We start from the raw sequence: 12,607 nt of genomic DNA on the forward strand, positions 1-12,607 counted from the left end.
ACCTCGGGCACCGGCGGGTCGACCCCACCGACATCGCCGGACTACGAAACGCACGAGCCCGCTACCAGGAGATGTATCGACGGGTCGGCGGCGTACCGGTCAAGGCCCGCGTCGTGGCCACCCTCACCGCGCAGGCCGCACCCTTGCTGCGCGCGTCGTACGACAACGCCCGGGGGCGTGAGCTGTACCGGGCCGTGGGCGGACTTGCCGCCCTGGCTGGAGTCTGTGCCTACGACGCCGACCAACAGCCCCTGGCACAACGGCACCTGCTGACCGCGCTGCGGCTGGCCAAAGCCTCCGGCGACCGGGCGTTCGGCGCCTACGTCGTCGCCCTGATGGCCAACCAGGCGCTCTACCTGGACGAATACCGGCTCGTCGTGCAGTACGCCCAAGCCGCCCTCCGAGCGGCCGGCACCACCATCTCGCCGGCCCTGACCGCAGACCTGCACGCCCTCGCCGGCAAGGCGTACGCACGCATGGGCGACTCGACCGGCAGCCACCCACACCTCCGGCACGCCGAAACTCTCGCCGGCCGAATCCCTCATGCAGGAAGCCCAGCCGAGGTGTCGTACGTCCAACCTGGCCTGGTTGAAACCCAGATCGCCGAGGCCCTCCGCCGGCTCGGCGACCTCACCGCCGCGCAGACCTACGCCGAGGAATCCGTACGGACCGGCACCGCCACCCACCTACGCGGACAAGCCCACCGTTACGCAGGACTGTCACTCATCCTGACCGCGCGAGGCGACCTCGACCGCAGCGCGCACGCCGCCGCCCACATGCTCGACCGGGTCACCGGCATGGAATCCGGCCGCCTGCACGACCGGGTCACCCAGGTCATCACCGCCCTACGCCCCCACGCCGCCCACCCCGCAGTAGCCGACCTCCTCGACCGTGCACACCCGCACCTACCACCGATAGGAACCTGATGCGCTGGACAGTTCACTCCGAACGCGACCTCTACCGCGACCAGTGGGTCCACGTCGCCAGCGCCGACGTCGAGCTACCCGACGGCCGGCACCTCGACCACCGGATCATCCGCACCGCAGCACCCGGAGCCGGCCTCGCCGTCGTCACCGACCACAAGGTGCTCCTCATCTGGCGGCACCGGTTCATCACCGACACCTGGGGCTGGGAAATCCCCCACGGCAGCATCCGCCCCGGAGAAGACCCCGCCGACGCGGCCGCCCGGGAAGCCGAGGAGGAAACCGGCTGGCGCCCCGAGCGACCGATCCGCCCACTCGTCTACAGCCAACCCTCACCCGGCCTCATGACCAGCGAACACCACATCTTCACCGCCAACGCCGCGACCCACGTTGGTCCACCCAAGGACAGCTTCGAGAGCGACAAGGTGGAATGGGTGCCACTTGTCGACATCCCAGAGCTCATCAACAAGAAGCAGATCGTCGCGGGAACGACCCTCGTCGCACTGCTCTACCTGCTCGCTGGCCACCCAGCCACGGGTTGACGCTGGCACCTTCGTGCGCGCAGGCAAAGGGGAAGCGGCCCAGCCTGGCCACATCCCTGCATGGCGGAAGCAGCCCGGCACCGGCTGCCGCATGTCTACGGGATCACCCCCGCATGCACGGGGAGCAGCACCGCTCCAGACCGTCGCGCTGCCGCCAGTAGGGATTACCCCCGCATGCGCGGGGAGCAGGCTCCGTGACGCCCTGCCGCCCGGCTTCGACATGGGATCACCCCCGCATGCGCGGGGAGCAGTCGTCCACCTACTCACGTTCGTCCGCCTCCCGGGGATCACCCCCGCATGCGCGGGGAGCAGGCCGGCACCACGCCGGTCCCGTTCACCGCGCAGGGATCACCCCCGCATGCGCGGGGAGCAGCCGGCCACCGGGGTGGTGACGGTGACGCATTCGGGATCACCCCCGCATGCGCGGGGAGCAGTGGGACGGCCGGCAGGCACCGGTCACGCCCGGGGGATCACCCCGCATGCGCGGGGAGCAGGAGTACGTGATCCCCACACACATCGTCCGCCGGGGATCACCCCCGCATGCGCGGGGAGCAGTTCGTGGAGGCAGGGGCCGCCGGCAAGGGATCACCCCCGCATGCGCGGGGAGCAGATCGAGGTGGTGCGCTGGCCGCCGCCGGACAACGGATCACCCCCGCATGCGCGGGGGAACAGATGCCGTCGATGGACGGCCTCGACCCGACCGAGGGATCACCCCCGCATGCGCGGGGAGCAGCCGGCGGCGTGCGCCTCGGTGTTGATGCGCTCCGGATCACCCCCGCATGCGCGGGGAGCAGGCGTGGTTGCCGATCGCGTACGCGGCGGTGGTCGGATCACCCCCGCATGCGCGGGGAGCAGACTTCTTGACCTGGGGCGTTAAAGATCAACTACGCTGTTTTTCTTCACTTTGACTGGCGGCCTGTTCATGTGGTCGGTCCTTGTTCCGCTGGTTGAGGCTCGCGGCTCACAGAGGATGGTAGCCAACGCGAAGTCGGCGGAGCCGGTGGCTGTCGTAGACATACCGGGCAGAGTCCGTAGGGGCGTACGAGTTGTGACTGAGTTTTGCGGCTGTTCACGGGCATGCCATCCCACCGTCACCTCCATCGAAGATGATGGTTGCATCTGCTGTCGATGGTTACCTGGAGGCATGGCATGTCAGGACCGACCACGAAGACGTCCGGGCCGGCCTGACCCCGGGTGCGTGCCGTGACGCTGGCCTTCGCCACGTTCGTCGGCGCAGCCCTCTCGGCGGGCATCGCGGGGACGGCGGCGGCGACGCCGCCGGGGATCCCGTCGAAGGCGACGGCGCAGTCGCAGCTCAACGCCCTCACCGTCGCCGCCGAGGGTTCCACCAGTGGCTACTCCCGGGACCTGTTCCCCCACTGGACCACCGTCAGCGGCAGCTGCGACACCCGAGAACAGGTCCTCAAACGCGACGGCACGTCGGTCGTGGTCAACTCTTCCTGCCAGGCCACGTCGGGGCGCTGGTACAGCCCGTACGACGGGGCGACCTGGACCGCCGCGTCGGACGTCGACATCGACCACGTGGTCCCTCTGGCGGAGGCGTGGCGCTCCGGGGCGAGTTCCTGGACGACCAGCCGCCGGCAGAGCTTCGCCAACGACCTGTCCGGCCCGCAGCTGATCGCGGTGACCGACAACATCAACCAGTCCAAGGGCGACCAGGACCCGTCAACATGGCAGCCGCCCCTGTCGTCGTACCGGTGCACCTACAGCAAGATGTGGATCACCGTGAAGTACACCTGGGGCCTGCGGCTGCAATCGTCGGAGAAGTCCGCCCTGCAGAGCATGCTCAACACCTGCTCCTGAGACTGCCAGTTGGATCGGCCGACCAAAGCTCGGCGAGCGTCGGCTGGCACCGGCCGCCAGCGGGGACGTGGGCCGGCGGCCAGTGGACTCCGCAGATCTCCGGAAGTCGTCCGGCCCCGTGGTGCTTACCCTGCGCGGGCCCGCATAGATGCCTCTGGTCGCGCCCAGGGGGAGCGGCGTGTGGGAACTGCTTCCTTGGTTTCGACGTCGAGGTCGAGGATGTCCAGTTCCGCAGCGTCGCCGAGTTTCAGCAGGGTCAAGATCCGGGTGATCAGGAATCGGCGAACCGCCCGTCGCTGAGGCGTGCCGTCGTGTGCGCGGAGGTGCTCACGCATTCTTTGCCAGGCATCCGACTCGCTGCTGGGGGTGGCGGTGCGGGCCCTGGCGAAGAACCGTCGCCAGCGCTGTCGGGGCTGGGTCTCGACGGCGGCGATCTCTGTGACGATGTGCTGCAAGAGCCGCATCTGCCTCTCGACCTCGGCGCGCTGCCGGGCAAGATCGTCGACCTCGTGTCGGGCGGCGTCGATGATCACCTTGACGTCGGCACGGGCTTGGCGGAGCAGTGCGCTGGCCTGGCGTCGGGCGCTGCTGATGATCTCGTCGGTGGTCTCGACGCCGGCGGCGTGTTCGACTGCGGGGCAACAGTCGGCTGTCAGCGGTGACAGGGGAGCGGGGTCGCCGTCGTCGTGGGGGCTGTAGCCGGCCTTCGCGGCGACTTGGTACCACCGGCGGGCCCGGGCCAGGTCGTCGTCAGGTGTCGGCGCCGTGTCGATGCTGGTGTTGGCGGTGAGCACGGACCGGTATTCGAGCAGCATCGCCAGGCGTACGGCGGCGTCGGCGACATCGCGGACCGCGGCGACGTGGAGCCAGTGCTCGGCGAGGTCTCGTTGTCCATGGATTTGGTAGTGCACACCGAGCAGGTAGGCGGAATAGCCGAGTTCGACGTCGGCGATGGTGTCGTCCATCTGTCGGCGCTGCTTCGGGTCGGCCGCCCGGCGGGCGTGCAGGTGCAGGACCCGCCGGGCCTCGACCGAGGTGTTGCGGGTCGACCGAGGGCCCAGGCAGGTGTCTACGGCACTTTTTAGTTCGTCGGCAATGCTCACGTGAGGTTCCCTCCGTCGAGGTCGGCTCTCGCGCCGGCCATTCGTCCAGCCAGCCGCTCGTACAGGGTGCGCAGTCCTCGGGCCTTATGGGTCTTGAGGGCCGACACGCTGATACCGAGGATTTCCGCGGCGGTGGACTGGTCGAGGTCACAGACTTCAGTCAGCACCACGGCTTCCCGTTGTCGGGTCGGCAACTGACGCAACGCGGCGAGCAGGTCCAGTTTCTGATCCAGGTCACGGCCAGGACCAGCGGTGTGTTCCTCGGTGTCATGGTGTTGTTCCAGTGAGTCCATCTGCACCGGTACGGCATTGCGCCGGGCGAGCTGCTGGCGTGCCAGCCGGTACATCAGGATCTCGGGCCGCGAGTAGCGGCCCCAGTATCGCCGCACCTGGATCATGACCTCCTGTACGACATCCTCGGCGGCGTGCCGGTCGCCGGTCCACGCCGCCACGGCCTTGAACAGCTTTCCTCGCCACGCTGTGTAGAAGGAGATGAATTGCTCGTTCGCCTCATCGGTGGTCACCTCCCGCATCCCACGCCCGCGTCGTAGGACACGGGGCAGGTGGAGCTCGGGCGCTGAAGCCCGTGGTGTGACCTGCGCCAATCGTGGTCGGCGACGGGACGGGTGCACCGTCTCGACCAGTGCATGCCACCGCACCACGGTGTACCTAGCACGGACATCCTCCTCGGGGGCGTGAACGACGTGAATCGTCGCTACTCAGAAGAGGCTCGCGGACAGTGATGAGGTCTACACGCTAAAACGAATCGTGATCCGGCTGTTACGGAAAGCAATGATCATGGTCGTGCGCGGCAGCAGGCGCTCGTCCGAGGGGAGCAAGCGCCGTCCACTATGGGACCAGACTGAGGTACGCCTGGCCGTGGTACGTGTAGGCGACCTGTCCGGTCTGGGCGGCGAGCCCCCGGTTCGAGCAGTACGAGGATTCCTCGGCGGAGTCTGCCGCAGGTGAGACGCGGGTGATCTCGCCGGTGGTGGAGCGGTACAGGAAGACGCTGTAGCCCTGTGGGCTTCCACCGGGTAGCAGTGTGGTGGGGGCAGCGAACACTACCCCAGGGCCGTCGTCTGCCACCCCGCACACGTGCAGATGAGTGCCGACGATTGAGGGGATCTCCACGCGGTCGAGCAATAGTCGGTAGGCGAGGTTGTTACCGGCCGGGGCGAGCCGGACGACGGCGGTGTGCGCGTCGGAGTCGCTGGGCACGACCTGTTCCACGCAGCTGTTGCCGGCGTTCCACCAGCACATCCCGGTGAGGAACGCGGTGGTGGTCCGGGTGGCCTGGGTGAAGCGGAAGGCGCTGGTCTGCCTCTGGCCGCAGTCGTCCGCGGTGAAGTAGACGGTCGTGCCGTCGCCGGCGAACCGGACGGACCACGGGCTGCGGGACAGGTTCCGCCCGTCGGGGCAGGTCATCACCGTCTGTGTGCCGTCGCTGAGGCGGTACACGGTGACGCCGCCGAGGTTGATCAGGTCTCCGTCGTCGGAGATGGAGTAGGACCTGGAGTTCGTCCAGTTGCCGAACGGCAGGGGCACCGCGGTGCCGGCGTGTGCGTCGTAGCGCCAGAAGGTGGGCTCGTCGCCGTTGGACACCAGGGCGTAGCGGCCGTTGGAGGAGGTGGCGAGGAGTTGGTTCACCGGTCCGGTGCCGCCCGGTAGCTCGATGCGGCGGGTGACGCCGACGGACCGGTCACGCAGGTAGACCGAGACGTCCCGGCTGCTGGCGTCGGCGGTCAGGTCGGTCGCGTCGGACTGGAAGTAGACATACCTTGCGTCGGCGCCGGTCATCAGGGCGTAGGTTTGGCCGTTGGCTGGGCCGCCGGTGCGGGCGACGGAGATCAGTTCCGGTCCGGCCGCCGTCGTGCCGGTGACGCGCAGGGTGGCATGGGCGCTCGCGCGTTTGCCTTTCGCATCGGTCACCGTGACGGCGATCGTGGTGCTACCGACCCCGGTGGGCGTGCCACCGAGATGCCCGCCCGCGGTGGCGCTGATGCCGGGTGGTAGGCCGGTGGCCTGCCAGGTGTAGGGCGCTGTTCCTCCGTTCACGGCGAGCGCCGCCCGGTAGGGGCGGCCGACCGTGCCGTCGGGAAGCGCGGTGGTGCGCACGGTCAGCGTGCCGCCGCCGGGACCGGTGCCGTCGCCGCTGCCCGGGCACCGGTAGTACATGTTCCACGGGCCCAGGGTGAAACTGAGGAACGTGTAGCTGAACTCCTTGACCCACGCGTTGAAGCGCACGTCGAAGTCGGCGTGGATGCCGACGGTCAGCGCGACGCACCGTGCCGTGTCGACCGACGCGGTGAACTTCGGCCCCAGGTTGACGCCCAGCCCGGCGATGCCCAGCACCTTCACCGAGACGTCCGCGCCGATGAGCAGGGACGCTGACAGCTCGCCAGTGACCGTGACCCCCTCGCCGGTCTGTGAGCCTGCGTTGTAGACGTGCAGGGACAGGTCGGGGTTCGTGCTGACACCGACCATGCGGTAGAAGTGCTGGGTGAAGGTGACCTTCCCGGCGACGGTCGCTTCGAACTGGAAGGCCGGGGCGAGGTCGACGGTCACCGGGATCTGGGTGGGCAGCACCCAGGTGAGCTTGTGGTCCCGGCGGAACGCGTCGGTGAGCGCGCAGGTGACTTTGCCCTGCACCGCTGCGGAGAACTCGACGACCGGTTCGGTCTGGATCCAGAAACTCAGGAACGGTGTGGTGAACAGGCCGGTGCGCTGCTCGAAGTGCACCCGCGTGTTCTCGAAGCGCGCCACCGCGACCGAGACCTCCACCCCGTCGGCCACCGTGCACCGCAGGGCCTGCGGCCCGAACTTGATGATCGAATGGTCGATGCTGGTGGACCCGGTGACGACCCCGGACTGTCTGCGCGGGCCCGCCCCGGTGCCCGGTCGTCCGGCGGGCGGGTTGACGTCCTGCGGGATCAGGTCGACGGGGCCGTCGTAGCCGATGGTCAGGTTGTCGAACAGCCGGTCCAGTGGTGCCGGCGTCACCGTGACGGTCGTGGTGCCGTTCGCCTCGGACGTGACCGTGCCGACGATCCCGGCCAGGCCCTGCGGGGACACCTCACCCCCGCCCTTGAGAACCACGCCGGCACCTGGGGCAGGCCGGGGCGTGCCCGGGATGAGGGTCAGGGTGTAGCCGTTCGCCGTGTCGCCGCTTACCGCGGACACGCTCGCCGGTTCCAGGACCGTGGTGCCGCTCGCCGGTTGGTAGGTCTCGCGTCGGGTGACCGGCGCAGCCGGGTTCAGCTCCGGCGTGAAGTATCCCGCGACGTCGACCAGCAGGTGCGTCGCGGCGGTGGTGTAGAGGTGGAACGATCCGCCGCCGAGTCGGGTGGTGACCAGGTTGGGACGGGTCTGTCCGGCCTGTTCGAGGTTCAGGCTCGACGCCACCGGTCGATCGGCGTCGGCGGGGTAGGCGGTGACGTAGCCGCTGCTCGCGGTCTCGGTGGCGGTCACGTTCGCGACGACGGCGGCGGCGCCGGTGGACGGCACCGGCTCGCGGCCGGCGATGCGCACGGCGAGGGTGGCGCCGGCCGCCGGTTTACCCCCGGAGTAGCCGATCTGCTGGCCGGGACGCGTCTCGAGCACCCGGGTCGGTCGGGTCGGCACGAACAGCCCCGCGGTGCCGTCCGCCGCCGCCGATCCGGTGAACCAACCGGCCACGTCGGCGATGAGGTGGGAGGACTGCGCCACGTACAGCTTCACCGTGCCGTCGGCCGCCAGCGGCACCCACACCGCGTTCGAGATCGTCCCGTCCGCCCGGGAGATGTTCAGGTTCGAGGCGGCCGGGCGGGGCCCGTCGCCGGGCCAGACCGTCACGAACCCCGGTGCCGAGTTCGTCGCCGTCACGTTCAGCACGACCCCCGCGGCACCCACGGCAGGGACGCCGCCCCGATCCGCCACCTTCAACGTCACGGTGGTCCCGGCAGTGGGCTTCACTCCCGGGTAGCCGATCCGACTGCGTGTGTCGAGCAGCCTGGCCGGGCTCAGCGGGACGAACCGGCCCGCCGTAGCCGTCAACGCCCCGGTGAAGTACCCCGCCACGTCCGCGACGAGATGCAGGCTCGACAGCGTGTACAGACTGACCTGGCCGCTGTCGGACAGCGGGACGACGACGAGATTCGGGATGACCTGCCCGGCGGTCTCGATATTCAGGTGGGACGCCACCGGCCGTGGCTGACCCGTCGGCCACACGGTCACGAAGCCACCCGCGACAGGGTCGACCGCCGTCACGTTCAGGGCCACCGCGCTCGCACCATCCGCCGGCACGCTCCCGCGCCCACCGACCTGGAGGGTGACCGTGGCCTTGGCGGCAGGCTTGCCGCCCGTGTACCCGATCATCTGGCCGGGGCGGGTATCCAGGATCCGGGCCGGCGGCAGCCCCACGAACCGGGTCGCGCCCGCTGGCACCACTACCTCCGTCGCTCCCGGACCTGCGTCAGCGGCAGCGAAGGCGTTGTCCCCCGAGTACGCCGCGCCGACCGCATGAGTGCCGACCGTCAAACCAGACACGCTGGCCGTGCCCTTGCCACCGATCAACTCGACAGGTGTCCCGTAGGTCGCACCATCGACAGTGAATCGAACGGTGCCCGAGGGCACGGCAGCTGGATCACCGCCAGCCACCGTCACCGTCGCGGTCAACGGAGCGCCCTCCACGACTGGCGCGGCCGACAACTCCACCGCCACCGTCACCCGCGCCGAACCGGCCGCCGCCCCCGCCTCCACCGTCAGTCCCGGCAGGAAGAGCACGACGGAGGGCACGACAAGCAGCCCGGCCACTGCACGCCGAGCCATGCGTCCCACCTGGGCTGTGCGCCATCGCACACGTGATGTCGACCGAACCGGTCTGGGGCTCTCCACCACCGCTGGACCTCCCCTCAGCCGAGCATCATTGGCATCCGCCTGCCCGGTCTCCGCAGACACCGTCCCTGCAGGCTTCCGAACCCCCTTCCATCAACCTCATCGAATGTTGGATACCAGACAGCGTGACCAACCCAACGGCCACCGCCACCCGTCCGACCGCAGCGTCCGACCGCCGATCGCACCGGCGGAGATCAGCCGGTACGCGGTGAGCGACCTCCAGGGCGGTAGCTTTTCCGACCAGCCAGCGCCGTCGGTTCTCAACGGACACCATCGACGGCTCGAACCATCCCGTGTGGCCTGTTGCGCGAAGCCCCGCCATCGCGGCGGCAGTTCGTCGTACCGACGCGAAGCAGGGTGCCCCCTCATGCGCCGCCCGGACCCCCGGGCACGCGCCGGTCGTGGTCGTCATGCACCGGTGAACCTTGCCTGTGACTGCTGGGACAATGGCAGAACTGCGCTCCCTCGATCGGAGTTAGTCCGAGCCGAGGATGCCGTCCATCAACGAGGCTAGGTCGTCGGGCTCGTCGGTCCCATCCTCAGTCGCGAGTTGCTGCAGGATTGCGGCGGTATGCGTGGGGCCAAGCCGGTCGCGCTGGTCGCGAAGGGTGCGGAGCAGGATTACGCGGTACGTACGCCGTGCCTCGACGCCGGTTGGTGGGAAGCCCCGTCGTGCGATTTCGACGGCGACCTGGAAGGCGTCAAGCAGCTCGGTTTGATTGGAGCCAGCCGACGCATGGAGCCAGAGCGTGATCAATGATTGCGCTGCCGAGATGGCGCGTTCACCCCAGAAGCCATGGACCATCGTGACGGCGTCGTCGATCGTCGTCGTGATCGGCTCCAGCGCGTGATGGGCTAGGTCGTCCAGTGGGTCGCAATGGAAGTTCGTTTGCCACTGCCGGAGTCGATCGTTTGCCTGGATCCATGAGAACGACCCGCGCACGAACTCCTGATCCTCGGTGGTGACGGAAGGCACCTCTCCGGTCCAGTAGAGGTTCGGGGTCGGGGCGTCCGTGCGGGGCCATGATCGGTCTCTGGACAACACCAGGATCCGGTGTCCATCGGCCCAGTCCCGCTGTACCCCGAGAGTGCCGACAAGTCGGCTCCACGCGTCTGGCCGGAGTTGCGACCTCCAGAGCAGCGTGAGACGACGCCACGCGTCGATCCGGTCATCGTCGTTGGGGAACAGGTCATCGGTGGTGAAGGGAGCGCCCACTGCGACCAGCAGCAGCACCAGGTTGGCCGAATAGACAGCGTGACGGGCTGGCACGGACAGCAGCGCCGGTACGTAGTCGGCGAATCGGCCGCGTTCGCGAGGTTCCAGCGCGTATCGGAAAAGGTCCAGCAGGATCATCCGGACGATGTTCCGTCGTTGCTCCTCCCATCTGGCAAGCCGGTCGGTGAGAAAGTCCAAGGTGGTCTGACGCTGGCTGATCGCGGAGAAGGACAGCAGGGCATGTAGGAAGTCGTCGTTGACCGGTGCGTTGCGGCTTCGGCGGCTCTGCAGTATTTCGTAATCGACAAGGTCAGCCAACTCTCGCTCCAGGGCTCGGGCACCCAGATACTCGCCGAAGGTTGCATGCAGGAACTCGTACGTCTGCAACGCCTGACCGTCGCGCCGCGCGCGAGCCTCGTGGATGAAGAAGAACCGACCCAGGACAGTCTCGCCGACCGTGAGCGTCCGCCGTACGTTCGTGGCCGGCGCAACAGCTCCGGCTCGGAGCAGAACAGGAAGATCAGCGTCGAGATCTGCCTCAGTGACCCACTGTCGTCCGCGGTTGAAGCCAGCGAAAGCGACCATCGACAATCGCAGCAGTTCTTCCTCAACTATGACGTTCAGGTGGCTCTCGGGGACGTCGGCGGCTGCCTTCGTGACCTCGCGCCACGCGAAGCGGCTCAGTAGTCGCTCGTAGAGGTCGGCTGGGTTGAGCGCCGCATCGCCGTCGGCGGCCAGCGCGTTGTCGTGGGCATCGTAGATCGCCAGCATCAGTAGCAGCAGCGGTTGTGAGGCAAGGTCGCGATGAGGTGCTACCGCCGCGAGGGACAGCGGCCGTAGGCCAGATTCCTCGAAATAGTCCTTGTTTTCTGCGTTCCATATAGAGAGCCATCGCGCGATCTGCCCCTCGGCGAATGGCTCCAGTCGCAGGGCGACTGTGTCCTTTGCCGGACGCGCTCGGTCGGCAACGGCAGTACGGGTGGTGACGACGACTGCAACTGCCCGCCCCTCGGCGGCCTCGCGGCGTTGGAACCGTGCGACGTTCTGCAGATAGTCCCACTGGCTCACGCCGGTAGCTTGGAGAAGTTCGTCGAAGCCGTCGAGAAGTACCACGGGAAGCGCACCCGCGACCGCGCTCACCACCTCTGGCCACGTCGCACGCTCGCCGGTCGCGTCGAAGATCGCCTGCTCGATCTGCTCCTGCAGGGTCGCGTCGGCGGGGACATCGCGCAGCGGAACACGAACCACAACGAAGTCCTCAGGCGGCAGCGTTGCGGCCAGCATCCGTGTAAGTAGTGATTTTCCCGATCCAGGTTGGCCGAGCAGCAGCAGTGGTGCGGCAGTCGCCGGTGCCGACGTCAGGTGACCGACCATGAAACGCATGAGATCGTCGTGCGTGGGCACCTGCTCCCACCACCCCTCGCTAGCGAGGGGATCCTGCGGAGTCACGGCAGCCACACGAAACGAGGGGTTGATGTAGGAGGAGGCGATATCGGGGATGCGCGGACCCGAGTCGCCGCTCTCGGCATCAAGTACAGGATCGAGCAGCGACGCAGTATAGGCGCGAGAAAGCGCGGTACGCCTTTCAACGGCGACACGCTGCGGGGCGATCGACGCCAACGCTTGCCGCAAGGCCGCTACCCCGACCGCAAGCTCGTCCATGCGCTGACGTGTGGCTTGATGATCCAAGAGGTTGACCCAGAAGGCGAACTCCGGGACATCGCCAGCCATACGACGGAAGCTGGCCTGGTACTCAGCCATCGCCTTGTCCACGACGCTGCCGTCCAAGGCGTTGATGATGCGCTCACGCTCAGCCGAGTCAAGCTTCTCCCAGGCCGAGAGGCCGGAGAGGAAGCGCCGCACCGAATCGGAAAGACGTCGGTAGAAGGCCTCGATCTCGTCGACGAGTGCTTCGTGTGGCTGATGGGGTGCGGGCGCGGGCACGCCCGATTGAAGGAGGGCCCTCGCCAAGTCGCCCAGACGCTCCCCATCTGGCCGGTTGCCGACGGCCAGCACCACCAGCTCGCTGCCGGTGATGTCTACTGCGGGCAGGGCACCAAAGTACGCGCCGACAACCAAAGCCGCATGGCCAGCCGCCAGGCGTTGCGTCCGGTCAATCCGATT

The 12,607-nt window shown here is 68.2% G+C and carries 6 protein-coding genes, 1 pseudogene and 1 CRISPR repeat array; of the genes and pseudogenes, 3 read left to right on the forward strand and 4 right to left on the reverse strand.

Features of this window, described 5'->3' with window-relative positions; all coding sequences use genetic code 11:
• From ACN261_RS32340 to ACN261_RS32350, 3 genes and pseudogenes are all read left to right on the forward strand, one after another.
• Window positions 1–926: pseudogene (locus ACN261_RS32340) on the forward strand (hypothetical protein); the annotation flags it as partial.
• Window positions 926–1,465: an NUDIX hydrolase gene (locus tag ACN261_RS32345; protein ID WP_425853776.1), complete on the forward strand. Its 540-nt coding sequence runs from the start codon at window positions 926–928 to the stop codon at window positions 1,463–1,465. The pseudogene ACN261_RS32340 and the gene ACN261_RS32345, both read left to right, overlap by 1 nt.
• A gap of 99 nt (window positions 1,466–1,564) precedes the next feature.
• Window positions 1,565–2,076: direct repeats of the CRISPR family, unit length 29 nt; unit sequence GGGATCACCCCCGCATGCGCGGGGAGCAG.
• Window positions 2,077–2,674: 598 nt separating this feature from the next.
• Entirely contained in the window at window positions 2,675–3,289 is a 615-nt protein-coding gene (locus tag ACN261_RS32350; RefSeq protein WP_425853782.1) for an HNH endonuclease family protein, read from the forward strand.
• Window positions 3,290–3,414: 125 nt separating this feature from the next.
• Here the strand turns inward: ACN261_RS32350 and ACN261_RS32355 are convergent, their stop codons facing one another.
• The 4 genes from ACN261_RS32355 to ACN261_RS32370 all read right to left on the reverse strand — a co-directional run.
• Window positions 3,415–4,392 (reverse strand): hypothetical protein, encoded by a 978-nt coding sequence (locus ACN261_RS32355; protein ID WP_425853777.1) that lies wholly within the window; start codon window positions 4,390–4,392, stop codon window positions 3,415–3,417.
• Window positions 4,389–4,916 carry an RNA polymerase sigma factor gene (locus tag ACN261_RS32360; RefSeq protein WP_425853778.1) on the reverse strand — a complete coding sequence of 176 codons (528 nt, stop codon included), beginning with the start codon at window positions 4,914–4,916 and terminating at the stop codon, window positions 4,389–4,391. The genes ACN261_RS32355 and ACN261_RS32360 overlap by 4 nt, the downstream gene beginning before the upstream one ends.
• A gap of 325 nt (window positions 4,917–5,241) precedes the next feature.
• Window positions 5,242–9,201 carry an Ig-like domain repeat protein gene (locus tag ACN261_RS32365; protein WP_425853779.1) on the reverse strand — a complete coding sequence of 1,320 codons (3,960 nt, stop codon included), beginning with the start codon at window positions 9,199–9,201 and terminating at the stop codon, window positions 5,242–5,244.
• Window positions 9,202–9,742: 541 nt separating this feature from the next.
• Window positions 9,743–12,607: NACHT domain-containing protein (locus ACN261_RS32370; protein WP_425853781.1), on the reverse strand; the 2,865-nt coding region annotated here is incomplete at its 5' end.

Source organism: Micromonospora sp. WMMD723 (assembly GCF_049863385.1).
Taxonomy (GTDB): domain Bacteria; phylum Actinomycetota; class Actinomycetes; order Mycobacteriales; family Micromonosporaceae; genus Micromonospora; species Micromonospora wenchangensis.

Excerpts from the sequence above, each read along its gene's own strand:
- ACN261_RS32345 (WP_425853776.1), top strand. The coding sequence starts at position 926 with ATGCGCTGGACAGTTCACTCCGAACGCGACCTCTACCGCGACCAGTGG.
- ACN261_RS32365 (WP_425853779.1), bottom strand. The coding sequence starts at position 9,201 with ATGGCTCGGCGTGCAGTGGCCGGGCTGCTTGTCGTGCCCTCCGTCGTG.